The sequence below is a fragment of the Pseudomonas shiyinii genome (genome assembly GCF_056725765.1).
Genome location: NZ_CM161522.1, coordinates 961,457 through 984,022, shown reverse-complemented (window position 1 = coordinate 984,022; position 22,566 = coordinate 961,457). Strand labels below are relative to the sequence as shown.

Here is a 22,566-nt window from a genome sequence, read left to right as displayed (position 1 = left end):
TCCGATTGCCGGGCAGACAGGCGCCGCTGCAGTTGCACGGCCCAGCCCAGGCAAGGGATGGCTGCGGCCACGAGGCCCAGCAGGATACTGGCAAGATCCACTGCCATAGCGACTCCGATCGGTGTTCGATAATGCTGTGCAGCTTATCAGGTGAGGGGCTTGGGTGATGTGTTGTTGGAGATCGAGCGCCGCCCGCGCGACGCGCGATCTCACAGGCACCGCAGCCGCTGCGACAACCGCGTCAGCTCAGCTGTTTGAGCAACCGCCGCGCTTCCTGCGAGCCCTGCCCCGCCGCCAGTTCCAGCCAGTAACGGGCCTGCTCCGGCTCACTGTGCTGGCACAGCCGCGCAAACTCCAGCTGGGCACGACGGTCGCCCGACCGTGCAGCCTGGCGCAGCAGTTCATGGCCGATGCGCCGGTCACGGGCATTGCCACAATCGCGGCATAGCATCTGCCCCAAGCGACTCTGGGCCACCACCACGCCCTGACGCGCGGGCTGCTTGAGCAGGCGGCCGGCCAGATGCTTGACGCTGGGCTTGTCGCCCAGGCGCGGGCTGTCGAGCAGCCAAAGGGCCACCTTCAGGGAAAAGCGCTTGGAGGAAGACACGGGCGAATGTGCAGTGGGGCTTGCGAGGGGTTTACCGCGAAACTTCATGAGCAACAGCGAAGGCAATTCGAAAGGCGCGCACTCTACTGCATTTTTTTGCTCATGGCCCGGCCAAATCCTAAAGATGTAAAAAAAAATTTCGATGATCTTTTCTTGACGTTTTCGCTCGATGGACCTCTTGCCGAACCCGGATGACTGATCGTCGGACAATTCAAAAACAGCTGGCACGCCCGTCCTAGAGCAAGCGCTCGGGACAATCCACAGAAGCTGTGGATAACTCAGTGGACAACCGCCTCGACACGTCTTCAAACCCCGATGGAATGGGGCTTTCGGTCAAACTGACGATTTTTTCACCAGTAAAAATTAGTGTTTTTTTTCATTGACTTAAGGATTCAGTCAAGGCATTGGCGAGCTCGCTGCCGCACGTTGCCAAACCGTTACAAGTCACACGCGTCGTGTGTACAAGTACGCCAGGGACATCCAGTTGGATAGGAAAAGCGCAGGATCGTCGAACCCGACCGCAGAACCGCCCCACTTCACAGCACGGCGAATAAAGGCCATACTGCTCGGCTCGCCTGACAAAAACCTAAATTGCTTGCCAGGCAGTGTTCTTTCCTGTAGGGTGCGCATCGTTAGTACCCAGCTGAAAGTCAATTCTGGCCAAATATGTCCTTGCAGTGCCTCTCGCCCCACACGAGCCATTGCTGAAACCAGGACCGGCCCCTTCGATGATTCACTCGGCAGCAAACCTGCCCCAGCGCGAATCACGCGACAGATTGATCGGGATCTTCACCCAGAGGCATTGAACCTTGGCCCTGGCGTGCCTGCCCGCCTTCTGAAGTACCTACCAGTCAGCCCAGCGCCCACATTTGCTTGCGCCTCATCTGGCTGCCCTGTTCCAGTCAGGTTCTTCGTCCCTTAATAAAGGCGTCACTGGAACGTTTCTAAAATGCACGGATCGAAATCCGTGTTTAAAGCAGGAACATCCAACAATATGAATACTCATCATCAGATCCAAGCCGCTATCGGCACCTTGTCCCAGGCCTTCGCGCCGTTGAAATGCGTTATCGTCGCCCCCCGCAAGGGCAACTTCAGCTTCACCCTGGTCGACGAACATGGCATCGCCTGCCACACCGAACGCCTGTACCCGGAACAATACAGCCGCGTCGCCCCGCTGCAAGCTGTCATCGAACGGACCCGCCAGTCGCTGGCCGCGTGAGCGGCCTATTCCGGCGCATTCAGGCGCATTCAGGCGCATTCAGGCGCATTCAGGCGCACGATAGCCCCTTCTCTTCGCTTCCTGATCGTTCTTGGCGTAATTGCTTCAAGGCATATGCGCCAGGGCGACGGGCAGCAATCGATTTAAAAACAGCCCTTTACACCACGATTATCACACTACACTTCAACTCGAGCGGTGCGAGCCGCTTCCGGCGGGCCTGATCAATTCACCAGCTGCCAAGCTCCAGTGCCCGTCGGCCCTTAACTGATCGAGGGCACCATGGGTATCGCGGCTAAAGAGTTGTGTCAGTATGTGATCCGTCCGACCCTGATCTACCTGGGCCGTCACAGCCAAAGCGCCGAGGCCTTGCTGCTGGGCGTTGCAGCCAGCCAATCGGCGTTGGGTTCAGCGCTGCACGACCGACGGGGTCATGGTCTCTATCTAATAGGCGAAACCCGCCACCAGGCGCTCTGGGACGACTTCCTGGCACGCGACCCGGACCTTGCCAGCCTGGTCCGCGGCCTGGCCAGCCAACACGCCTTTCTGCGCGGGCCGCACCTGGAGCTCGCGGTCAACCTGCGTTATTCCACGGCTATCGCCTGGATGCTCATCGAAGAGCAGGCCATGCCATTACCTGCGCCGAACGACCTGTTGGGCCTGGCGCGGGTCTGGCGACAGATCTTCCACCCTCAAGGGCGCCTGCGGGATTTCACCCAAGCCTGGCATTTGTGTGTGGATCCGATTTTATCCCAGGCATCTTAAGACGCGTCTTACAAATAACCGGAAAAAAGGGAATTTTGGTCGGATTGTCCTACAAAACCGCGTGAAATGCTGCGATTACCGCTATAGCGCCGCGCGTCATTTGTTGGTAGCTTTTCGCCCCGGAGATCCCAAGGAGTTTCACAATAATGAAAAAAGCAATGCTCAAAACCTCCCTCGGTGTAGCCGTCGCCCTCGCATCCAGCCAACTGTTCGCCGCGGGCTTCGCCCTCAACGAACAGAGTGTCAGCGGCATGGGGACCGGTTTCGCGGGGCGTTCGTCTTCTGCCGAGGATGCCAGCACTGTATTCGGCAACCCTGCCGGCATGTCGCGCCTCAAGCGCGAGCAGATCACCGTTGGGGGTGCAGCGGTCATCGCCAAAACCGATATTTCCGGCCCTGGGAGCAACCTGGGTGGAGAAACCGACGGCGACATGGTGCCGACCGTGGGTGTGCCGATGGGTTACTACGTCAAGCCAATCGATGATCACTGGAGCGTAGGTTTCGGTGTTTACGTGCCATTCGGCCTGGTCACCGACTATGGCAGCGATGACGCCGCACGCTACTGGGGCAAGAAGAGCCACGTCGAAGTCATCACCTTCCAACCAACCGTCAGCTATGCCTTCAACGACAAGGTGTCGATCGGTTTCGGCCCGACCATCAACCGCATCAAGGGCGAGTTGGGCTCCAGCCTGATCAACCCGTTCACACCCGGCGCCAACGATGGCGAAGTCAAGATCAAGGGCGACGACACCGCTGTCGGCTACAACATCGGTGTGCTGGTCCAGGCCACGGACCGCACCCGTGTTGGCCTGACCTACCATTCGATGGTGGACTACAAGCTCGAGGGCAAGACCCGTGTCAGCACGCCGCTGATCGGCCCTTACGATGGCAGCAAGTTCGACGCCAGTCTGAAGATCAAGACACCGGAATCCGTCGACCTCTCGATTACCCACGAGCTGAACGACCAGTGGACCCTCTACGCGGGCAGTACCTGGACCCGCTGGAGCCGCCTGGAAAACATCACCGTGGAGAACGACGTTCCACCACCGCTGACCGGCTCGCCGTTCGATACCATCACCGAAGAGCAGAACTGGCATGACACCTGGGCACACGCTATCGGCGCGTCCTACAAGGTGAACAAGGAGTGGACCCTGCGCGCAGGCTTCTCCGTCGACCAGTCGCCGACCAACAACCATGACCGTTCGCCACGCATCCCGACCGGTGATCGCAAGGCGGTCAGCTTCGGCGCTGGTTGGAGCCCGAACGATGACATGACCATCGACCTGGCCTATTCCTATCTGTGGGAAGAGGACACCAAGGTGAACCAAGTCAGTGCGAGCAAAGGCTCCTACCAAGCCAAGTATGAAAACAGCGCTCACGGGCTCGGTGCTTCGCTCACCTACCGCTTCTGAGTTGTTCGTTTGAATGGTCGGGGCTGCTACGTGCCGCGATGGCGCGCGTAGCGGCCCTGATCGCTCATGGCTGGGAAGCGATGGCTTTTTCGATCGCAGCCTGGAATGCCGGGTCGTCAGGCTTGGTCAGGCTGGAAAAATTGGCGATCACCTTGCCTCGGCGATCGACCACGTACTTATAGAAATTCCATTTCGGCGCACTGCTCTGGCGCGCCAGTTCACTGAACAGCGGCACCGCATCCTTGCCCCGCACCGCCTGGGCCTTGGTCATGGTGAAGGTGACGCCGTAGTTGGCATAACAGACCTTGGCAGTCTTCTCGCTGTCGGCATCTTCCTGCTTGAAATCGTTCGACGGCACGCCGAGCATTTCCAGGCCCTGCTCGTGGTATCGCTTGTACGTGGCCTCCAGCCCTTCGAACTGCGGAGCGAAGCCACAATAGCTGGCGGTGTTCACCACCACCAACGGTTTGCCGGCGAAGCGCTGGCACAGGTCGACCTGCTCCTTGCCGCGCAGTTCGGGCAGGCTGCCCTGCAACAACGCCGGGCAGTCCGCCGCCCAGCTCGAGGTGGCAGCGGCCAGGGCCAACAACGGGAAGGCAAGCCAGCGTACATGCATCGTTCGGTACTCCTGCAAAGTGAAATCCTTGCCTTGCAGGGTAGCGCCTAACAGGCGCCTATGCCCAACTGCATCAATGCCAACCCGCCCTCGTGCCAACCCCACCAGGCCAATGCCAGCACCAGCAGCGCCCCTGCCGCCAGCAGCCAGCGCCCCCATGAACGGCTCATGCGGCCTGGGCCTGGAGGCGCGCGACCGGGCGCTCGCGCACCGGCCAGCTGAGGGCCGCAGCCATCAGGCTGAGCAGGATCGAGATTTGCCAGACCAGCTCATAGCTGCCGGTCCGGTCATACACCACGCCGCCCAACCAGCCCCCGAGGAAGGCCCCCAGCTGGTGGAACAGGAAGACGATGCCGCCGAGCATGGACAGGTTGCGGACACCGAACACCGTGGCCACCGTGCCATTGGTCAGGGGTACCGTGGACAGCCACAGCAGGCCCATGGCGATGCCGAACAGGTAGGCACTGGCCTGGGTCACCGGCGCCCACAGGAACAGCACGATCACTACCGCCCGCAACAGGTACAGCCCTGTGAGCAGGCGCGGCTTGGACATGCGCCCGCCCAGCCAACCGGCAGTGTAGGTGCCGACGATGTTGAACAGCCCGACCAGCGCCAGCACGGTGGTACCGGTGGTGGCCGGCAAGTGCTGGTCCACCAGGTAGGCTGGCAGGTGCACGCCGATGAACACCACCTGGAAGCCGCAGACGAAAAAGCCCAGGGCCAGCAACCAGAAACCCGGATGCGAACAAGCTTCGTGCAAAGCCTGACCAAGACTCTGTTCGGTACCGTGGCTGGGCAACGGGCGGTCTTTCAGCATGCCCACGAATGGCACGATCAGCGCCACCAGCAAGCCCAGCACGAGCAAGGCCGCCGACCAGCCCAGCCACTGAATCAGGCCGAGGGTGCCCGGCAGCATGGCGAACTGGCCGAACGAGCCGGCGGCACTGGCGATCCCCATGGCCAGGCTGCGCTTTTCCGGCGGCACCGCACGCCCCACGACCCCGAGCAGGACTGAGAAGGAGGTGCCGGACAGCCCGATGCCGATCAGCAGCCCGGCACTGAGCGACAGCGACCAGGCCGAATCGGCCATCCCCATCAGAATCAGGCCTGCGGTGTAGAGGATGCCGCCGATGATCACCACCCGTGCCGCCCCCAGGCGGTCTGCCAGGGCTCCGGCGAAGGGCTGGGCCAGGCCCCAGATCAGGTTCTGCAAGGCAATGGCGAAGGCGAATACCTCACGCCCCCAGCCGAACTCGGCGCTCATCGGCGCCAGGAACAGGCCGAAGCCGTGCCGCACCCCCAGGGACAGCGCCAGGATCAGCGCCGCGCCCAACAATACCCACCCGCTGGTTCGCCATACCGAAGTCATTGTGGTTATCTCCAGCACATCGCAAGGTTATGCGGGTATATACCCGCTTTTAATCGAAGGGCTTTACGCCAAACGTTCCAATAGCCGCACCAATACATCCCGCTGCCCTTCCCCCAAGCGCTCCACAAGCTCGCGCTGGGCCTGCTCCCAGGCCGGATGCGCGGCCTGCAGCAAGGCTTTGCCTGCCGCGGTCAGCAACACCAGGCGGTTGCGCTGGTCATCGCCATCGGCCAGGGCCACCCACCCTTCGGCCTCCAGCACCCGCAGGTTTCGCCCCAAGGTGCTGCGATCCAGGCCCATGGCCTCGGCCAGGGTAGTGATGCTTGGCCGGTCGAGCCGCTGCAGATGACGAAGCAGGGAAAACTGCGCGACATTGACACCGAAACCCACAAGGGCCTCGTCGTAGTGCCGGCTGACCCCACGGGCAGCGCGGCGCAGATGGGTACAGATGCATTCGCTGGTCAACATGGTTACGTGTATATACCCGCACCCAATAGGTTGCAAGGCATTTCGCGCGTCCGGTCAGCGAGCCAGGCGTTGGCGGATCGGTTCGAATTCAGCCGTGGCCTGCCGCACCAGCGGGTCCGGCTCGCCCTTGTCGATAGCCTGCCAGTAGCGCCAGGGCACCTTGGCCGACCCCAGCTCGTAGTCCATGCCGTCCCAGTTGTCCTCGCGAAAACTGTAGAAGGCCCAATGCAGCTTGTTCTGGTCCAGGACGGTGAGCACATCCTCCAGGTACTGCTTGCACCCCGCGAGCTGGCGCATGCAGCCGAACTCGCCCACCACCAGGCGCGACCGCGGAATCTTCATGGCATCCACCCAGGCCAGGGGTTGCTGCAGGTACTCGGCCACACGTTCGGCCCCCCAGTGCTCACGCTTGCCGCCGAAAGGCGCAGGCCCCGGATAGGGTATCGGCTGCTTGCGGGCCATGTTCGGCGCACTGGTGGCTTGATAGGGCTCGTACATATGCAGGCTGTAGAGCACCCGGGCATCTTGCAGCGGCGCCGGCCAGTAGCCGAAGGCGTCGGCGGCGGCGTACCAACCGGCATCGAGCATGACCGGGGTGACGGCGTCGACCTCACGGATGGCCGCCACTACCTGGCGATAGAACGCAGGCAGGTCGCGCGCACTGCCTTGCGCCTGGGCATACCACTGGCGCATACGCCCGGGTTCGGCATGCTCGGCCAGGCCGCCTCGCATTTCCGGAGCGGGCTCATTGATCAGGTTATAGGCCGCCACGGCCGGGTGGCCCTTGAGCGCAAGCGCCAGGTCGCGCCAGAAATCGGCGGCCTGGGCCCAGTAGGCTTTGTCTTGCCAGAGGCGGTCGTCGAACGCGCCCTGGTTGTTCTGCGCCCAGCGCATGCCCGGCAGCGAAAGCGGCGCGATCACCACCTTGAGCCCGGCGGCGTGAGCATCGTCCAGGGTGGCCTTGAGGCGTGCCAGGTCGGCAGCGACGAGGCCCTTGTAGGCATCGGCATCGCCCATCAGGAAGTCACGCCGCTCGGGCTTCCATTTGTCGTAGGACAGCCGAACCCAGGTGGCGCCGTAGCCTTTGAGCGCCTCGAAGTACGCCTGGTCAGGCGGGAGTCGGTTGAAGCTGTTGCCGCCGTGACGTGGCGTGTCCCAGAAATCGATGAGGTCGGCTGCTACGCTGGGCAGGCTGGCCAGCGCGAGGGCGCTGGCGAGTATCCAGTGGCGCATGCGAAGGCTCCCTGGTCGGTTGAGAAGCCCGTGAGCATACGCCTGCCTTGGCTGGGAAACCGTTCAGGTACGTTGCGGGAAGTTGCAGGGTACTGACAATAGGGCCAATCGCCGGCAAGCCGGCTCCCAACCGCCCTGCGCTATCCTCAAAGACATCGCCATACCCGTGGGAGCCGGCTTGCCGGCGATAGGGCCGGTCGATCCTTCATAGCAATGCCAACCCAAGCACCACCGCCAGCTCCACCAACTCCAGCAAGGCCCCCGCCGTATCTCCCGTGGTGCCTCCCAGGCGCCGACACATCAGCCGCCGTCCCCACGCGAAGACCAGCACCGCCAGCAGCAACACCCCGAACACCTGCCACCCGCCGAGCAGCACCGCAGCCAGCGAGGTGCCCGCCAGCACCCAGGCCGCGGCCACTTTCGGCAGGTGATCGGCCAATGCCTGCCCCAGCCCACCCGGGCGCACGTAAGGGGTGCCCATGAACAACCCCAGCAGTGCCGCCCGACCTACCACCGGCGCCAGCACCAGCGACGCACCGGCGCCCTGCTCCACCAGCACCCACAGCGCACAGTACTTCAACAACAGGACCAGCACCAGCGTGACCACGGCGATCGGGCCGCTGCGTGGGTCCTTCATGATTCGCAGGGTACGCTCGCGGTCGCCGAAACCGCCCAGCCAGGCATCGGCACTGTCGGCCAGGCCATCCAGGTGCAAGGCACCGCTGAGCATCACCCACAGCGTCAACAGCAAGGCCGCGTGCAAAGGCGCGGCAGTGCCTTGCAACAGGTGGCTGGCCAGCCATAGCACCACGCCGAACAGCAGACCGACCAGAGGGTAATAGAGCAGCGAACGGCCTACCTGCCGGGGCTCCGGCATGCCCGGCAGGCGCACGGGCAGGCTGCTGAGAAATTGCAGGGCGATCCATAACGGCGACATGTCAGGCCTCCTCGCGCAGCTGGCCATCGGCCGCCAGGGCAAGGCGCACCAGCGCCCCGTGCCCGACCTCCACCTGCAACAAATGCTCGCGCGGCAAGCCTCGGGCCTGTGCCAGCAGCAGGCGCATCACGCCACCATGGGTGATCAGCAGCACGCGCTTGCCGGCATGCTGGCGACCAAGGCTCTCCAGGGTCGCCAACACCCGCTCGGCAAAGGCGCCCACCGGCTCGCCGTTGGGCGGTGTGAAGGCATAGGGGTCGGCCCAGAAGCGGCCCAACGCATCGGCCTGGTCCTGCATGAGCTGCGCGGCGCTGCGCCCTTCCCAGTCACCGAAATGCAGCTCACGGACACCTGCCTCGCACTGCACCGGCAGGGCCAGCCGGGCACCGAGCTGCTCGGCGAACCGGGCACAGCGGCGCAATGGCGAGCTGACCAGGGCATCCCAAGGGCCCGCCAGCGCCACCGCCGCGTGCATCTGTGCCCAGCCGCGCTCGGTCAGGTCATCGTCCAGGCTGCCGCGCAGGCCGCCACCCTGTTCGGTCTCGCCGTGGCGCAGCAGGTCGATGATCATGCCGGGCGATCCGCCACCGCGGCCTCGGCAAAGGTCGCCATCTGCCCGTGCAGGGCGCAGGCCAGGCGCATCAACGGGACCGCCAGCGCGGCACCGCTACCTTCGCCCAGGCGCAGGCCCAGGGCCAGCAGCGGGCTCGCCTCCAGGGCTTCGAGCACCGCCCGGTGGCCCGGTTCCGCACCTTGGTGGGCGAACAGCAGCCAGGGGCGGCATCGCGGATTCAGACGTACAGCCACCAGGGCAGCGACGCTGCAGATGAAACCATCCACGAGCACGGCCACCCCCTGCTGTGCGCATGCCAGGTAGGCCCCTGCCAGGGCGGCGATCTCGAAGCCGCCGACACAGCCCAACGCCTGCAGCGGGTCGTCGGCACGCAGCCCGTGCAACACCAGGGCACGCTCGATCACCTCGGCCTTGTGACGCACGCCGACCGGGTCCAGGCCGGTGCCCGGGCCACTCAGCTCACGGGCCTGGCAGCCAAGCAGGGTACTGGCCACCGCTGCGGCGGCGGTGGTGTTGCCAATGCCCATTTCGCCACCGATGAACAACCGGGCACCTTGCCCGGCTGCCCGCAGGGCGCTGTCACGCCCGGCACCGAGAGCAGCCTGCAACTGTGCGTCGGTCATTGCCGGCTGACGGGCAAAGTTGGCTGTACCGGCGCCCAGGCGCAGGTGATGCACACCTGGCAGCGCCAGGCCGAGATCGATGGTGCCCAGGTCGACCACCTCCAGGCTGGCCCCCAGCTCGCGCGCCAGCACGCTGATCGCCGCGCCCCCGCCGACGAAATTGTGCAGCATCTGCCCCGTCACGGCTTGGGGATAGGCCGAAACCCCCTCCTCCACCACCCCATGATCACCCGCGAAGATCGCGATGCAGACCTGCTCGAGGGATGGCCGCTCGCAGCCCTGCAAGCCGGCCAAGTGCACGGCCAGGCCTTCCAGCTGGCCAAGCGAGCCCGCAGGCTTGGTCAACTGTCGCTGGCGGGCACGGGCCTGTTCCATGGCGGCGGTATCGAACGGTTGGCAGGCGGCACTCCACCAGGGTTGGGTCATAGGGCAGGTCCTTTGAGGATCAGGGGAAGGCCGGCGACCGTCAGCACCACGCGCTCGCAGCGCTCGGCCACGGCCTGGTGCAGCCAGCCGGCGAGGTCGACATAGCGGCGGGTCAGCTCGCCCATGGGCACGACGCCCAGGCCGGTTTCGTTGCTGACCAGGATGAGGGTGCCGGGCAGCGTTTGCAGGCAGTCGAGCAGTGCGTCGCGCTCATGGGCCAGGCGCTGGTCGTCTTCGAGCATCAACAGGTTGGTCAGCCACAGGGTCAGGCAATCCACCAGCAGGCACCGCCCGGTATCCGCCTGCGCGCACAGCACCGAGGCCAGGGCCAGGGGTTCCTCGACCACCCCCCATTCGCTGGGTCGGCGCTGGCGATGCAACTGCACGCGTTCGTTCATCTCGCCATCGAGCGGCTGGCTGGTGGCGATATAGGTGACCGGCAGGCCGCTGGCCACGGCCAGCTGTTCGGCCAGGCGGCTCTTGCCGGAGCGGGCACCGCCGAGGATCAGGTTGCGCATGTCAGGCGACTCCACACAGTTCACGCAGGCGCGTGGTGTCCAGGTGGCGTTCCACCAAATCGGCCAGGCGCTCGATATCCCGTTCGCGCAGGGCTTCGTAGTCGATGGCCTGGGCGTCTTCCAACCCGGCCCAGCGCAGCAGCGCGGCGCACGAGTGGCTGCCTTCGAACAGGCCATGCAGGTAGGTGGCGAGGATCTGACCGTCGGCACTGATGGCGCCATCACAGCGGCCATCGACCAGCTGAACCGCCGGGTGTTCCAAGGCCGGGCCTCGGGTGACGCCGGCGTGGATCTCATAGCCACTGACCGCGGCCTGCTCAAGGCCCAAAGTGCCGCAGACGTTACGCAACTGCTTTTCGGCTTCCAGCACGGTGGCGTAGTCCAGCAGCCCCAGCCCAGGGCTGGAGCCGGCGGCGCCTTCCAGGCCGAGCGGGTCATGCACCTGCTGGCCGAGCATCTGCAGGCCACCGCAGATGCCGATCAGCTTGCCACCGTAGCGCAGGTGACGGGCGATGGCAGCGTCCCAGCCACGCTCGCGCAGTTGCGCCAGGTCGCCGCGCACGCTCTTGGAGCCCGGCAGGATGATCAGGTCAGCCGGCGGAATCGGCTGCCCGGGGCCGATGAACTGCAGATCGACCTGCGGGTGCAGGCGCAACGGGTCGAAATCCGTGTGGTTGCTGATGCGCGGCAGCACCGGCACGATCACCTTGAGCAGGCGCCCTTGCTGGGTGGACTGGCGCACATCGATGGCGTCCTCGGCTTCCAGGTGCAGGTCGGTGATGTAGGGCAGCACCCCCAGCACGGGTTTGCCGGTGCGTTGCTCCAGCCAGTCCAGGCCCGGTTGCAGCAAGGCGATGTCGCCGCGGAAACGGTTGATGACGAAGCCCTTCACCCTGGCCTGCTCGCTCGGCGACAGCAATTCGAGGGTGCCGACCAGGTGAGCGAAGACCCCGCCGCGGTTGATGTCAGCCACCAGGATCACCGGGCAGTCCACAGCCTCGGCGAAGCCCATGTTGGCGATATCGCCGGCGCGCAGGTTGATCTCCGCCGGCGAGCCCGCGCCCTCGACCATCACCACCGGGTAGACGGCGCTCAGGCGCTGGTGGGAGGCCAGCACGGCCTGCATGGCGATGGCTTTGTAGTCGTGGTAGGCCACCGCATTCATGCAGGTCACTGCACGGCCATGGACGATCACCTGGGCCCCGGTGTCGCTGTTGGGCTTGAGCAGCACCGGGTTCATGTCGGTGTGCGGCGCCAGCCGGCAGGCCTGGGCCTGTACCGCCTGGGCGCGGCCGATCTCGCCGCCGTCGGCGGTCACCGCGCTGTTGAGCGCCATGTTCTGCGGCTTGAACGGCACCACGCCGATACCCTGGCGCAACAGCCAGCGGCACAGGGCGGTGACCAGCGTACTTTTGCCGGCATCGGAGGTGGTGCCTTGCACCATGAGCGTGGTCATGCCGATTCCTTCTGGTAGTCGGCCAGGGCCTGGCGCAGGCGCTGCTCATCCGCAGCATTGGCAGGCAGGCCCAGGCGCACGGCCGCTGGCTGCTCGAACAGGCGCACGAGGATGCCGCGGCGGGCGAGAAAATCCTGCAGGTGCGCGGCCCGCTCGGTGCGCACGTACTGGAACAGATCGCAGCCCACGGGCACAAGGCCCGCGTCGGCCAGCAGTGCAGCCAGGCGCTGGCTGGCCTGTGCGCAGCGGGCGATCTGCAGCGTATGGGCCGCGCCATCGCTGAAACAGGCCTGCCCCAGCGCCCGGGTGGGCCCGCTGATGGTCCAGGGCCCGAGCAGCTCGGCCAGGCGCAGCAACAGTGCCTGCTCGGCCATCACGAAGCCCAGGCGCACGCCGGCCAGGCCGAAGAACTTGCCGAACGAGCGCAGCACGACCAGCCCGGGGCGCGTGGCGCACCCGACCACACTGTGGTCGGGCGTGTTGTCCATGAAGGCTTCGTCGACCACCAGCCAGCCGCCACGCCGCGCCAGACGGCCATGCCAGTCGAGCAGGCGTTCACGCTCGATGCGCCGCCCCGTGGGGTTGTTGGGGTTGACCAGCACCAGCACATCCAGGCTGTCGAGTATCTGCTCGACCTGCCCTTCGTCCAGTTCGACCAATGAATGCCCTGCCCGTCGCCAGGCATGGGGATGCTCGGCGTAGCACGGCCAGAGCACACCGACCCGCCCTGCCGGGCGCAGGCAGGGCAAGGCCTGGATCGCGGCCTGGGAGCCGGCGACCGGCAACAGTTCGGCCGCGCCGTAATAGGCGCGCGCGGCCTGCTCCAAGCCGTCCTCGGACTCCGGCAGGCGCGCCCAGGCGTCCAGCGGAATCGGTGGTATCGCATAGGGCCAGGGCGCGATGCCGCTGGACAGGTCGAGCCAATGTTCGCGGGCGATGCCATATCGGCGCACTGCACGCAGCAGGCGCCCACCGTGTTCAAGCATTCCAGTAGGCTCCCAGGCAGATCAGCAACAGCCATAGCCACACGCCCCGCTGGACCAGGCGCCAGCCACGCTCGATGGCGTCGGCATCGGCCATGGGCCCCTCGCCCAGGCGCGGGCGCTCGTGCAGCTCGCCGTGGTACACCGCCGGGCCACCCAACTCTACGCCCAAGGCGCCGGCACCGGCGGCCATCACCGGGCCTGCGTTGGGGCTATCCCACAGCGGTGCCTGGTTGCGCCAGCAGGCCAAGGCCAGGCGGGTCTTGCCCAGCAGCGCGTAGGTCAGTGCCACCAATCGGGCAGGCAGATAATTGAGCCCATCGTCGATACGCGCCGCGGCCCAGCCGAAGCGCTCGAACCGTTCGTTACGATAGCCCCACATGGCATCGAGGGTATTGCTCAGGCGGTACAGCACCACCCCGGGAGCGCCGGCCACGACGAACCAGAACAGGGCGGCGAACACCGCGTCGCTGCCGTTTTCCAGCACGGATTCGGTGGCCGCGCGAGCCACGGCGGGCTCGTCCAGCTCGCGGGTTTCGCGGCTGACCAGGTAACCCACGCGCCGGCGAGCCTCGCCCAGGTCACCGCGGCGCAAGGCCTCGGCTACAGGCAGCACATGCTCGCCCAGGCTACGCAGGCCCAGGGCACAATACAGCGCCAGCACATCCACCAGCCAGCCGATACCCGGCAGCCAGGAGAGGATCAGTACCAGCAACGTCAACGGCACCACAGCCAGGAACCAGGCACTGACGCCATGGCTGCGCCAACCCCGCCCGCCCGCATTGAGGCGCTGCTCCAGGCGCGAAGCGAAGTTGCCGAAGGCCACCAATGGGTGGCGCCGCCTCGGTTCGCCCAACAAGGCATCCAGGGCCACCCCGGCCACGGTCAGCAAGGCCACGCTCATCGGCGTTCTCCCCATTGGTTCTCGTAGAGCATTTCGCTCAAGGGCTGCTCCTGCGCCCATTGCTCCAGCACCAGCATCGGTGCCGGGTAGAATTCCACCACCGGGCCCAGGCATAGCACCGCTACCGCCTTGGCCCCGGCCGGCATACCCAGCAGCTCGCCCAAGGCCTGGGGGTCGAACAGCGACACCCAGCCCATGCCCAGGCCTTCCGCGCGGGCCGCCAGCCACAGGTTCTGGATGGCGCAGGCCAGGGACGCCAGGTCCATTTCCGGCAAGGTCCGCCGGCCGAAGACGTGGGCTTCGCGGTGGTCCATCAGCGCGGCCACCAGCACTTCGGCACAGTCCTGGATGCCTTCGACCTTGAGCTTCATGAATTCATCGGAGCGCTGACCCAGGGCCTGGGCGGTACGCTCACGCTCCTGCTCCACCAGCGCCTGGATACGCGCACGCAGCGTGCGTTCGCTGATACGAATGAAGCGCCACGGCTGCATCAGGCCGACGCTGGGGGCCTGGTGGGCCGCGGCCAGCAGGCGGGCGAGCAGCTCCGGCGCCACCTCGCCGCCGGCGAAATGGCGCATGTCGCGGCGCTCGCCGATGGCGCGATAGACCGCAGCGCGCTCGGCAGCGGAGAAGGCATGCTCGCTCATGGTCGCAGCAGCGCCGCCGCCGCGTCGGGGTTGGAGGGGAAATAGAAGTGCACGTAGGACGCAGTCAGGCGGCCGATGCGATACACCGCCTCGTTGCCACGCCCGCCGTTGGGGCTTTGCCCACGCGCGATCGGCTCGAGCGTGGTCGTGGTCAGGGAATGATGGTAGGTATGGCCACGCAAGGTGCCTTCGGGCAGCTCCACCGCTTGCAAGGCCAGGGCCGCCAGGCGCTTTTGCATCACCGCCTCGCCCGGCAGCAGGCCGAGCAGCTCGGCCCGCTCACCGGCCACGTCGGTGAGGGCGTCGAGCAGGTAGAGCATGCCGCCGCATTCGGCCAACAAAGGTTTGCCCTGGGCGTGGTGGGCGCGGATCGCCTCCAGCATCGGTGCGTTGCCGGCCAGGGTGCGGTGGTGCAGCTCCGGGTAGCCGCCGGGCAGGTAGAGGCTGTCGACCGGCGGCAGCTCAAGGTCATGTACCGGTGAGAAGAACAGCAGTTGCGCCCCCAACCGGCGCAGTAGGTCGAGGTTGGCCCCATAGGTGAAGGCGAAGGCTTCGTCCCGGGCGACGCCGATACGCACGCCAGCCAAGGTCGCGGCGCTGGCCGCAGGCACAGGCGCATCGAACGCCACCGGTGGCGGCAAGGCGGCGTCACAGCTGGCACCCAGGGCATCGGCGGCAGCATCCAGGCGCATGTCCAGGTCGTTGAGTTCGCTGGCCTGGACCAGCCCCAGGTGGCGGCTGGGCAGCTCGATGCCGCGCTCGCGGGATAAACCGCCGTACCAGCGCAGGCCCTCGGTCAGGCTGCCTTCGAGCAATTGTGCGTGGCGCAGGCTGCCGACCCGGTTGGCCAGCACCCCGGCAAAGGGCAGGTCGGGCTGGTAGCGCGCCAGGCCCAGGGCCAGGGCGCCGAAGGTCTGGGCCATGGCGGTGCCATCGATCACCGCCAGCACCGGCACGCCGAAATGACGGGCCAGGTCAGCGCTCGACGGGGTGCCATCGAACAACCCCATGACCCCTTCGATCAGGATCAGGTCGGCCTCGCCCGCCGCCTCCCAGAGCAGGCGCCGGCTTTCCTCGGCGCCGATCATCCACAGGTCGAGCTGGTACACCGGTGCGCCGCTGGCGCGTTCGAGGATCATCGGGTCGAGGAAGTCCGGCCCGCACTTGAAGACCCGGACCTTGCGGCCCAGGTTGCGGTGCAGGCGTGCCAGGGCGGCGGTGACCGTGGTCTTGCCTTGGCCGGACGCCGGTGCCGCGATCAGCACCGCCGGGCAGTGCCGGAGCTGGTTCATAGTTCCACGCCCTTCTGGGCGCGGATTCCGGCCTGGAAGGCATGCTTGACCACGCCCATTTCGGTAACGGTGTCGGCCAACTCGATCATCTCCGGCTTCGCGGCACGGCCGGTGACGATCACGTGTTGCATCGGCGGGCGCGCCTGGATATCGGCCAGTACCTGGTCGAGGTCAAGATAACCGTGCTTGAGGGCGATGTTCAGTTCATCGAGCACCACGAACTGCACCGAAGGGTCTTGCAGCATCTGGCGCGAAACCGCCCAGGCGGCTTCGGCGGCGGCGATGTCGCGCTGGCGATCCTGGGTTTCCCAGGTAAAGCCCTCGCCCATCACGTGGTAGCGCACCTGTTCGGGGAAGCGGCGGAAGAACAGCTCTTCGCCGGTGCTGTTGCGGCCCTTGATGAACTGCACCACGCCACACTGCATGCCGTGGCCCAGGGCGCGGGCGAGCATGCCGAAGGCCGAGCTGCTCTTGCCCTTGCCGTTGCCGGTGAGCACCAGCAGCAGGCCACATTCGTTGGGGGCATTGGCGATACGTTCGTCGATGATCGCCTTCTTGCGCTGCATGCGCGCCAGGTGACGTTCGTCGCGCTCGGTGGAATCGCTCATCAGGGTTCTCCGCAGGCTGTCGCCGCGCATGGGGCGACGACAGGTCGATAGGCAGGCAGCCGGAGAACGCGCAGGAGCCGTGGCAGACGCGCCACGGTGCACCGCGCATCACCCTCCGTGATGCCGTTGGCAGTGACAGGCCGGTCTCCGGGCTCGTGAGCGGGGCCTCGGGCCCCTGTACCGCGCGCCTTCCCGGGGCATGTCCCCAGTGGCCCTGCGCGGCCTTTGACTCACCTACCGTTGCGGGGGCAGCGCCGGGATCGCGCCTTTGCTGGCGCCCACCGGCTTCCCAGTTTCACCCTGCCCAGCGTTGGCTGGCAGGGCACCTGAAACACGTCGCGAAGGTTAGAGGGTTGGATCGGGAGCGTCAAATGAAGGCAGTCGATAGAGGCGTTCATACGACACTCTGTGGCCGAGTGCCCTGCATGACCGAAGTGAACCTACGCCCCCGCTCCCGACTCTCAATTGGCACAAGCCCGATGAGGAGTCCGAGCATGGACAGGCTGCATGTCGCGATACTGTTGGCCCTGGCCACCAGCCTTGGCGGGTGCGGAGAGTCTGCGCGCCTCGACGTCAGCGCTGGCAGCGGCCCGTCGCCGCAGCTGCCGGCGCCCAACAAGACGCTGATCCCGACCGTGAACATCGCGCCCGCCATCGGCTGGCCAGAGGGTGCCAAACCCAAATCGGCTACCGGTACGCAGGTGGTCGCCTTCGCCAGAAACCTGGACCACCCGCGCTGGCTCTATGTGCTGCCCAACGGCGATGTACTGGTGGCAGAGACCAACGCCCCGGCCAAGCCCGAGGATGGCAAGGGGATTCGCGGCTGGGTGATGCGCAAGGTCATGGAGCGCGCCGGCGCTGGTGTGCCCAGCGCCAATCGCATCACCCTGCTGCGCGATGCCGACCATGATGGCGTCGCGGAACTCCGCACGACCTTCATCGAAGGGCTCAACTCACCGTTCGGCATGGCATTGGTGGGCAAGGACCTGTATGTCGCCGATACCGACCGGCTGCTGCGCTTTCACTATGAGCCGGGCGCCATGCAACTGCGCCAGGAGGGCCGCAAGGTGGTGGACCTGCCTGGAGGCCCGTTGAATCACCATTGGACCAAGAACGTGATCGCCAGCCGCGACGGCAAGAAGCTGTATGTCACGGTCGGCTCCAACAGCAACGTGGGCGAGAACGGGCTGGACAAGGAACAGGGTCGGGCAGCGATCTGGGAGGTTGACCCGGCCAATGGCGAACATCGGATCTTCGCCTCGGGCCTGCGTAACCCCAACGGGTTGGCCTGGGAGCCGCGCACAGAGGTGTTGTGGACAGCGGTCAACGAGCGTGACGAGATCGGTAGCGACCTGGTGCCGGACTACATCACCTCGGTGAAGGATGGCGGGTTCTATGGCTGGCCGTATAGCTACTACGGCCAACATGTGGACTTGCGGGTCGAGCCGCAGGACCCGGCGAAAGTCGCGCAGGCGATCGTACCAGATTATGCGGTAGGGCCACACACGGCGTCGCTTGGGCTTGAGTTCGCCCAGCCGGGGGTGTTGCCGGCGCCGTTCGAGCAGGGGGCGTTCGTAGGGCAGCATGGCTCTTGGAATCGCAAGCCGCACAGTGGGTACAAGGTGATTTTCGTGCCGTTCAGTGATGAGGGGAGGCCTGCCGGGAAGCCGGTGGATGTGTTGACGGGGTTCGTCGACGGCAAGGGCAAGGCGATGGGGAGGCCTGTGGGCGTGATCAATGATGGGCGGGGTGGGGTTTTGGTGGCGGATGATGTGGGGAATGTGGTTTGGCGGGTCAGTCGAGGGTCTTGAGGGCTTGGGCTTTTAGACCGTGTGGGGATTCGTTTTTGGTGGGGGCGCCACTGGCGCTTTTCGCCTTCACGGCGACCTACTTTTGCTCTTGGGCAAAAGTAGGCAAAAACCGCTGGCTCCTGCATCCGGCCCCTGCGCTGCGCTCCGGGGTTCCCTCGCTCCGGCATTACTCCCGGTGGGGCGCGGCGAAGGGCCATCCATGGCCCTGCGCCGCTTGCCGGGCATCCATGCCCGGCACCCACCTCCGTAATGCCTCCACTCGGCCTCCTGACGTCGCGATTGGTGGCGCCTGGACTGTTGTGAAAGAAAAGCAAAAGCGGCGGTGGCGGTAGTGAAAATCATATTGGCTGTTCTGCGCTGATCGCAGGTGCTTCTCAGCCATGCAAATACGGCCCAGGCTCCGCTTGCTTCGTAGGAGCTGGCGGAGCCTGCGATGGGCCGCAAAGCGGCCCCTTAAATCTGGAGGGGCTCCACCGTTTGAGGGCTTGGGGCTGCTTTGCAGCCCATCGCAGGCTGTCGCCAGCTCCCACCGAGGTTGCGCCACTCTCAAGACTTGCGAAAGCCCTGTGGGAGCCGGCCGGCGATGGGCTGTACAGCTGCCTCACAAATCAGAGGTCATTACCGTTGAATAAACAGCGCCAGCCCTCACGGATTCTGCGCCAAATGCCCCGCCGTCAACACTCGCTTGGCCTGCAGGTACGCCCGCGCCCAATAGCTGTTGGATAGATAATCCAACCGCACCGTCCCGCCGCTGGAAGGTGCATGCACGAACCGCCCTTCCCCCACATAGATCCCTGCATGGCTGACCTGCGAGCCGCCGCCGGTGGCGAAGAACACCAGGTCACCCGACTGCAACGCATTGATGTCGACATTAGGCGCCCGCATCACGATCATTTCGCGCGTCGAGCGCGGCAGCTTGATCCCCGCCGCATCCCGGTACACATAGCCGATCAACCCACTGCAATCGAACCCCGAGTCTGGCGTATTGCCACCCCAGCGGTATGGGGTACCCACCAAACCGATGGCGCGGAACAACACATCCTCTGCCACGGGGGAAAAAGCAGGTTGCTGATTGAACGTTACCGTCGGCTTGGCCACCGGTGCAGGTGCCGGGGCCCGGCTCGAGCAGGCCGCGAGCAATGCCGCCAGGGAAAGGAATGCGAAGCGCGCCAACATCGCCATGGTCAGAACATCCTGTCTGGAACCGTCCGGCCGCAGCCGAAGCCAAAAGAGTTGAGGAATTAGATTAGACGCTTTCTATAAATGCGCACGGCGGCGAGCTTTTCAGCATCGCCGCCGCGGCAGGGTACAGCATTTTGATATCAGTTGCGCGAGATCGTGGTCGGCGCCATGGCCAGGGCGCGCTTGGCCTCGATGAAGGTCTTGCTCCAGTAGCGATCGCCCAGGTTGTCGATACGCACACCACCGCTGCGGCGGCTGCTGGAGTGGATGAACTGGTTGTCACCCAGGTAGATGCCGGCGTGGCTCACTCGGCCGCGGCCGTTGGTGCTGAAGAACAGCAGGTCGCCTGGCTTGAGCTTGTTGCGGGCAACCTTTGGCGCGTCGACGTTGATCATCTCGCGGGTCGAACGCGGCAGTTTCACGCCCGCTTCCTCACGGAACAGGTAGCCGATGAAACCACTGCAGTCGAAGCCGGACTTCTCCGAAGTACCGCCATAACGGTAACGGGTGCCGATCAGCGACATGCCACGCTCCAGGATACTGTCGGCCAAGGCCGGCAGCTCATAGGGCTTGCTGTTGCTGGAAAAGGCTTCCAGGTCTTCTTCAGTGGCCAACGGCGCTTCACCGAAAACGGAAGAGGCAGATGGCTTGATCAGCTCGGCGGTGTGCGCGGCGAGCGATTGTTGATCCTGTGGCTGGGAAACAGGGCCTTGGGAGGCGCAGCCAAAAAGCAGGGTCACGAGTGCAAGTGGCACGAGGGGTGCGAAGCGCGTCAGCATGGGCACGACCGTGTCTGTAGTCCTTTAGAAGGGGGAAACTATGCCCTCTATCATGGCCATTTGCAAATTTTATCGAAAAAAATGTGACTTTTCTGTTTTGAGGCTCTGGACCACTGTTTTCAGGGCGCTACCAACCCAAGGTTTCCTTGAGGAACGGGATGGTCAGCTTGCGTTGCGCCTGGAGGGAAGCCTGGTCGAGACGCTCGAGCAGATCGAACAGTGCACTCATGCTGCGAGCGCCACGGGTGAGGATGAAATGGCCGACTTCATCGGTCAGGTGCAGGCCACGGCGCGAGGCCCGCAATTGCAAGGCACGAAGTTTGTCTTCGTCGGACAGGCCGCGCATCTGGAAGATCAACGCCAGGGTCAGGCGCGACTTGAGGTCGGGCAATTTGATCGGCAGCTCGCGCGGTGAGCTGGACGCTGCCAGCAACAGGCGCCGGCCACTGTCGCGCAGGCGGTTGAACAGGTGGAACATGGCCTCTTCCCAATCGGCCTTGCCGGCGATCACGTGCAGATCGTCGATGCACACCAGTTCGTATTGCTCCAGGTAATCGAGCAACGTCACGCCACGGTCGAGCAATTGTGCCAGGGGCAGGTAGACAGCCGGTTCGCCCAATTGCTGGAAACGGTGGGTCGCGGCCTGGAGCAGGTGCGTGCGACCAACACCCTGCTTGCCCCATAGATAGATGAGGCTCTCGGTCCAGCCGGCGTCGGCTTCGCAAAGCCGTTCGACGTAACCCAATGCCGCGGCATTGGCGCCCGGATAGTAGTTGATGAAGGTGGCGTCATCGCGCAGACGCACACCCAGGGGCAACTGGATCGGTTTCATGCTGGCTGGCGGTCGCGAGGACCACAGGGGGCCTTTGGTGAACAGTGCGCAAAGTCTATACCCGCAACGCGGACGGCACAATCTGTGAGGGTAATAGGGCAAGTAAAATCAATGGGTTGCATGACATTTTGGCCTTGCCGGCACGGTTGCATGGCAAGGGCTTCGCCCTTGATCGCGCGGCAAGCCCGCGCCTACAGGGCCGCGACGCGGCCCCCTGCCCTGCTAAAGCTTCGGGTCGATATCCCCGGCGTACATGTCCGACTCCTTGTAAAGGTCATGCACATGCCGCAGCAATACCATGATCACCGCCGCCACCGGCAAGGCCAGCAGCACGCCGGTGAAGCCGAACAGCTCGCCACCGGCCAGGATCGCGAAGATCACCGCAACCGGGTGCAGGCCGATACGGTCGCCTACCAACAGCGGCGTCAGCACCATGCCTTCGAGCGCCTGACCGACCATGAACACCGCGACGATGCCGAGCATCGCGTAGGGGTCGCCGCCGAACTGGAACAGGCCCGCGACCAATGCCGCGCCAATACCGATGATGAACCCCATGTACGGCACGATGGCCGCAAGCCCGGCCAACAGGCCGATCAGTAACCCCAGCTCCAGGCCCACCAGCATCAGGCCGCCGGCGTAGATCAAGCCAAGCGCCAGCATCACCAGCAACTGGCCGCGAACGAACGCCCCCAGCACCTCATGGCACTCCCCCGCCAGGCCCATGACCTGCGCTTCGCGCTGGCGAGGCAGCAGGCTGCGCAGCTTGGCCATCATCACGTCCCAATCGCGCAGCAGGTAGAACCCCACCACCGGGATCAGCACCAGGTTGGCCAGCCAGGCGAGCAAGGCCAGCCCCGACGCCGTGGCCTGGGACACCACCACGCCGACAATATCGGTGGTCTGGCCCATGTGCGCACCAATGGCGGCCTTGATCTTGTCGAATCTCCAGAAGCCATCGGCCAGGCCCAGCCGACCCTGTACCCATGGCAGCGCCACATGCTGCAGCCAGTCGAGCATCTGCGGTGCCAGTTCGTACAAGCGCACCAACTGCTTGGCCAACATCGGCACCAACACCAGCAGCAAGGCAAGGAACAGCAGGGCGAACAGACTGAACACCACCACCACGCCCCAGGTCCGAGATAGCCCCAGGCGCTCCAGGCGATCGACCAGCGGGTCGGCCAGGTAGGCGAGCAGGATGCCGACCAGGAACGGCGACAGGATGTTATGCAGGCAATAGAGGAGCACGGCGACCAGCAACGCCACACCCAGCCACGCCCAACGGCGCATATCGATCATGCGTGGCACTCC

Annotated in this window: 24 protein-coding genes and 1 riboswitch; of the genes, 4 read left to right on the top strand and 20 right to left on the bottom strand. The window is 65.1% G+C overall.

What is annotated here, in order from left to right:
- Window positions 1-241 precede the first annotated feature (241 nt).
- Window positions 242-655 carry a tetratricopeptide repeat protein gene (locus ACXHGZ_RS04695; protein ID WP_480463989.1) on the bottom strand — a complete coding sequence of 138 codons (414 nt, stop codon included), beginning with the start codon at window positions 653-655 and terminating at the stop codon, window positions 242-244.
- Between the two features lie 946 nt (window positions 656-1,601).
- Here ACXHGZ_RS04695 and ACXHGZ_RS04690 point away from each other — a divergent pair.
- The 3 genes from ACXHGZ_RS04690 to ACXHGZ_RS04680 all read left to right on the top strand — a co-directional run bounded on the left by ACXHGZ_RS04690 (window position 1,602) and on the right by ACXHGZ_RS04680 (window position 4,000).
- Window positions 1,602-1,826 (top strand): hypothetical protein, encoded by a 225-nt coding sequence (locus ACXHGZ_RS04690; protein ID WP_084858645.1) that lies wholly within the window; start codon window positions 1,602-1,604, stop codon window positions 1,824-1,826.
- 279 nt (window positions 1,827-2,105) lie between these two features.
- Window positions 2,106-2,588 (top strand): hypothetical protein, encoded by a 483-nt coding sequence (locus ACXHGZ_RS04685; protein WP_084858644.1) that lies wholly within the window; start codon window positions 2,106-2,108, stop codon window positions 2,586-2,588.
- 146 nt (window positions 2,589-2,734) lie between these two features.
- A complete protein-coding gene (locus ACXHGZ_RS04680; protein WP_224458247.1) occupies window positions 2,735-4,000 on the top strand; it encodes an OmpP1/FadL family transporter in 1,266 nt (421 codons plus the stop codon).
- 64 nt (window positions 4,001-4,064) lie between these two features.
- On the opposite strand, the gene ACXHGZ_RS04675 is transcribed toward ACXHGZ_RS04680, so the two are convergent.
- The 15 genes from ACXHGZ_RS04675 to cobO all read right to left on the bottom strand — a co-directional run bounded on the left by ACXHGZ_RS04675 (window position 4,065) and on the right by cobO (window position 16,654).
- On the bottom strand, window positions 4,065-4,616 hold the full coding sequence (locus ACXHGZ_RS04675) for a glutathione peroxidase (protein WP_480462646.1): 552 nt from the start codon (window positions 4,614-4,616) through the stop codon (window positions 4,065-4,067).
- 47 nt (window positions 4,617-4,663) lie between these two features.
- Window positions 4,664-4,786, bottom strand: coding sequence for a hypothetical protein (locus ACXHGZ_RS04670; protein WP_263498522.1), 123 nt, complete (start codon window positions 4,784-4,786; stop codon window positions 4,664-4,666).
- The gene (locus ACXHGZ_RS04665) at window positions 4,783-5,985 is read right to left on the bottom strand and encodes an MFS transporter (protein WP_324814987.1); all 1,203 of its coding nucleotides are present in this window, start codon (window positions 5,983-5,985) and stop codon (window positions 4,783-4,785) included. The genes ACXHGZ_RS04670 and ACXHGZ_RS04665 overlap by 4 nt, the downstream gene beginning before the upstream one ends.
- A gap of 63 nt (window positions 5,986-6,048) precedes the next feature.
- A complete protein-coding gene (locus ACXHGZ_RS04660; protein ID WP_084858640.1) occupies window positions 6,049-6,453 on the bottom strand; it encodes a MarR family winged helix-turn-helix transcriptional regulator in 405 nt (134 codons plus the stop codon).
- 54 nt (window positions 6,454-6,507) lie between these two features.
- Window positions 6,508-7,686, bottom strand: coding sequence for a glycoside hydrolase family 5 protein (locus tag ACXHGZ_RS04655; protein ID WP_480462644.1), 1,179 nt, complete (start codon window positions 7,684-7,686; stop codon window positions 6,508-6,510).
- A 205-nt stretch (window positions 7,687-7,891) separates the two neighbouring features.
- On the bottom strand, window positions 7,892-8,623 hold the full coding sequence (locus tag ACXHGZ_RS04650) for an adenosylcobinamide-GDP ribazoletransferase (RefSeq protein WP_480462642.1): 732 nt from the start codon (window positions 8,621-8,623) through the stop codon (window positions 7,892-7,894).
- A gap of 1 nt (window position 8,624) precedes the next feature.
- Window positions 8,625-9,194 carry an alpha-ribazole phosphatase family protein gene (gene cobC, locus ACXHGZ_RS04645; RefSeq protein ID WP_480462640.1) on the bottom strand — a complete coding sequence of 190 codons (570 nt, stop codon included), beginning with the start codon at window positions 9,192-9,194 and terminating at the stop codon, window positions 8,625-8,627.
- Window positions 9,191-10,246: a nicotinate-nucleotide--dimethylbenzimidazole phosphoribosyltransferase gene (gene cobT, locus ACXHGZ_RS04640; protein WP_480462638.1), complete on the bottom strand. Its 1,056-nt coding sequence runs from the start codon at window positions 10,244-10,246 to the stop codon at window positions 9,191-9,193. Before cobT ends, cobC begins: the two co-directional genes overlap by 4 nt.
- Window positions 10,243-10,764: a bifunctional adenosylcobinamide kinase/adenosylcobinamide-phosphate guanylyltransferase gene (cobU, locus tag ACXHGZ_RS04635; protein WP_480462636.1), complete on the bottom strand. Its 522-nt coding sequence runs from the start codon at window positions 10,762-10,764 to the stop codon at window positions 10,243-10,245. The genes cobT and cobU overlap by 4 nt, the downstream gene beginning before the upstream one ends.
- A 1-nt stretch (window position 10,765) precedes the next feature.
- The gene (locus tag ACXHGZ_RS04630) at window positions 10,766-12,220 is read right to left on the bottom strand and encodes a cobyric acid synthase (protein ID WP_480462635.1); all 1,455 of its coding nucleotides are present in this window, start codon (window positions 12,218-12,220) and stop codon (window positions 10,766-10,768) included.
- Window positions 12,217-13,206: a threonine-phosphate decarboxylase CobD gene (gene cobD / locus ACXHGZ_RS04625; protein WP_480462633.1), complete on the bottom strand. Its 990-nt coding sequence runs from the start codon at window positions 13,204-13,206 to the stop codon at window positions 12,217-12,219. The genes ACXHGZ_RS04630 and cobD overlap by 4 nt, the downstream gene beginning before the upstream one ends.
- The gene (cbiB, locus tag ACXHGZ_RS04620) at window positions 13,199-14,107 is read right to left on the bottom strand and encodes an adenosylcobinamide-phosphate synthase CbiB (protein WP_480462632.1); all 909 of its coding nucleotides are present in this window, start codon (window positions 14,105-14,107) and stop codon (window positions 13,199-13,201) included. Before cbiB ends, cobD begins: the two co-directional genes overlap by 8 nt.
- The gene (bluB, locus tag ACXHGZ_RS04615) at window positions 14,104-14,754 is read right to left on the bottom strand and encodes a 5,6-dimethylbenzimidazole synthase (RefSeq protein WP_480462631.1); all 651 of its coding nucleotides are present in this window, start codon (window positions 14,752-14,754) and stop codon (window positions 14,104-14,106) included. Before bluB ends, cbiB begins: the two co-directional genes overlap by 4 nt.
- Window positions 14,751-16,046 carry a cobyrinic acid a,c-diamide synthase CobB gene (locus tag ACXHGZ_RS04610; protein ID WP_480462629.1) on the bottom strand — a complete coding sequence of 432 codons (1,296 nt, stop codon included), beginning with the start codon at window positions 16,044-16,046 and terminating at the stop codon, window positions 14,751-14,753. The genes bluB and ACXHGZ_RS04610 overlap by 4 nt, the downstream gene beginning before the upstream one ends.
- Complete coding sequence (gene cobO, locus ACXHGZ_RS04605; RefSeq protein WP_084858796.1) at window positions 16,043-16,654, bottom strand: cob(I)yrinic acid a,c-diamide adenosyltransferase; 612 nt, start codon at window positions 16,652-16,654, stop codon at window positions 16,043-16,045. Before cobO ends, ACXHGZ_RS04610 begins: the two co-directional genes overlap by 4 nt.
- Before the next feature lie 121 nt (window positions 16,655-16,775).
- A riboswitch (cobalamin riboswitch) is annotated at window positions 16,776-16,999 on the bottom strand.
- Window positions 17,000-17,148: 149 nt separating this feature from the next.
- Between cobO and ACXHGZ_RS04600 the strand changes: the two genes are divergently transcribed.
- The gene (locus tag ACXHGZ_RS04600) at window positions 17,149-18,465 is read left to right on the top strand and encodes a PQQ-dependent sugar dehydrogenase (RefSeq protein WP_480462627.1); all 1,317 of its coding nucleotides are present in this window, start codon (window positions 17,149-17,151) and stop codon (window positions 18,463-18,465) included.
- Between the two features lie 645 nt (window positions 18,466-19,110).
- Here the strand turns inward: ACXHGZ_RS04600 and ACXHGZ_RS04595 are convergent.
- The 4 genes from ACXHGZ_RS04595 to ACXHGZ_RS04580 all read right to left on the bottom strand — a co-directional run bounded on the left by ACXHGZ_RS04595 (window position 19,111) and on the right by ACXHGZ_RS04580 (window position 22,554).
- On the bottom strand, window positions 19,111-19,647 hold the full coding sequence (locus tag ACXHGZ_RS04595) for a C40 family peptidase (protein WP_324818173.1): 537 nt from the start codon (window positions 19,645-19,647) through the stop codon (window positions 19,111-19,113).
- A 140-nt stretch (window positions 19,648-19,787) separates the two neighbouring features.
- Window positions 19,788-20,426, bottom strand: coding sequence for a C40 family peptidase (locus ACXHGZ_RS04590; RefSeq protein ID WP_324818169.1), 639 nt, complete (start codon window positions 20,424-20,426; stop codon window positions 19,788-19,790).
- A gap of 127 nt (window positions 20,427-20,553) precedes the next feature.
- Complete coding sequence (gene hda / locus ACXHGZ_RS04585; protein WP_084858700.1) at window positions 20,554-21,258, bottom strand: DnaA regulatory inactivator Hda; 705 nt, start codon at window positions 21,256-21,258, stop codon at window positions 20,554-20,556.
- Between the two features lie 222 nt (window positions 21,259-21,480).
- A complete protein-coding gene (locus ACXHGZ_RS04580; protein ID WP_084858699.1) occupies window positions 21,481-22,554 on the bottom strand; it encodes an AI-2E family transporter in 1,074 nt (357 codons plus the stop codon).
- Window positions 22,555-22,566: the final 12 nt, after the last annotated feature.

Coding starts and splice junctions, on each gene's coding strand:
- ACXHGZ_RS04650 (WP_480462642.1), bottom strand. CDS start 8,623: ATGTCGCCGTTATGGATCGCCCTGCAATTTCTCAGCAGCCTGCCCGTG.
- ACXHGZ_RS04685 (WP_084858644.1), top strand. CDS start 2,106: ATGGGTATCGCGGCTAAAGAGTTGTGTCAGTATGTGATCCGTCCGACC.
- ACXHGZ_RS04670 (WP_263498522.1), bottom strand. CDS start 4,786: ATGAGCCGTTCATGGGGGCGCTGGCTGCTGGCGGCAGGGGCGCTGCTG.
- cobC (WP_480462640.1), bottom strand. CDS start 9,194: ATGATCATCGACCTGCTGCGCCACGGCGAGACCGAACAGGGTGGCGGC.
- ACXHGZ_RS04600 (WP_480462627.1), top strand. CDS start 17,149: ATGGACAGGCTGCATGTCGCGATACTGTTGGCCCTGGCCACCAGCCTT.
- bluB (WP_480462631.1), bottom strand. CDS start 14,754: ATGAGCGAGCATGCCTTCTCCGCTGCCGAGCGCGCTGCGGTCTATCGC.
- ACXHGZ_RS04660 (WP_084858640.1), bottom strand. CDS start 6,453: ATGTTGACCAGCGAATGCATCTGTACCCATCTGCGCCGCGCTGCCCGT.
- ACXHGZ_RS04665 (WP_324814987.1), bottom strand. CDS start 5,985: ATGACTTCGGTATGGCGAACCAGCGGGTGGGTATTGTTGGGCGCGGCG.
- ACXHGZ_RS04630 (WP_480462635.1), bottom strand. CDS start 12,220: ATGACCACGCTCATGGTGCAAGGCACCACCTCCGATGCCGGCAAAAGT.
- cobU (WP_480462636.1), bottom strand. CDS start 10,764: ATGCGCAACCTGATCCTCGGCGGTGCCCGCTCCGGCAAGAGCCGCCTG.
- ACXHGZ_RS04610 (WP_480462629.1), bottom strand. CDS start 16,046: ATGAACCAGCTCCGGCACTGCCCGGCGGTGCTGATCGCGGCACCGGCG.
- cobD (WP_480462633.1), bottom strand. CDS start 13,206: ATGCTTGAACACGGTGGGCGCCTGCTGCGTGCAGTGCGCCGATATGGC.
- ACXHGZ_RS04595 (WP_324818173.1), bottom strand. CDS start 19,647: ATGGCGATGTTGGCGCGCTTCGCATTCCTTTCCCTGGCGGCATTGCTC.
- ACXHGZ_RS04580 (WP_084858699.1), bottom strand. CDS start 22,554: ATGATCGATATGCGCCGTTGGGCGTGGCTGGGTGTGGCGTTGCTGGTC.
- cobO (WP_084858796.1), bottom strand. CDS start 16,654: ATGAGCGATTCCACCGAGCGCGACGAACGTCACCTGGCGCGCATGCAG.
- ACXHGZ_RS04690 (WP_084858645.1), top strand. CDS start 1,602: ATGAATACTCATCATCAGATCCAAGCCGCTATCGGCACCTTGTCCCAG.
- cobT (WP_480462638.1), bottom strand. CDS start 10,246: ATGACCCAACCCTGGTGGAGTGCCGCCTGCCAACCGTTCGATACCGCC.
- ACXHGZ_RS04590 (WP_324818169.1), bottom strand. CDS start 20,426: ATGCTGACGCGCTTCGCACCCCTCGTGCCACTTGCACTCGTGACCCTG.
- hda (WP_084858700.1), bottom strand. CDS start 21,258: ATGAAACCGATCCAGTTGCCCCTGGGTGTGCGTCTGCGCGATGACGCC.
- ACXHGZ_RS04695 (WP_480463989.1), bottom strand. CDS start 655: ATGAAGTTTCGCGGTAAACCCCTCGCAAGCCCCACTGCACATTCGCCC.
- ACXHGZ_RS04675 (WP_480462646.1), bottom strand. CDS start 4,616: ATGCATGTACGCTGGCTTGCCTTCCCGTTGTTGGCCCTGGCCGCTGCC.
- cbiB (WP_480462632.1), bottom strand. CDS start 14,107: ATGAGCGTGGCCTTGCTGACCGTGGCCGGGGTGGCCCTGGATGCCTTG.
- ACXHGZ_RS04655 (WP_480462644.1), bottom strand. CDS start 7,686: ATGCGCCACTGGATACTCGCCAGCGCCCTCGCGCTGGCCAGCCTGCCC.
- ACXHGZ_RS04680 (WP_224458247.1), top strand. CDS start 2,735: ATGAAAAAAGCAATGCTCAAAACCTCCCTCGGTGTAGCCGTCGCCCTC.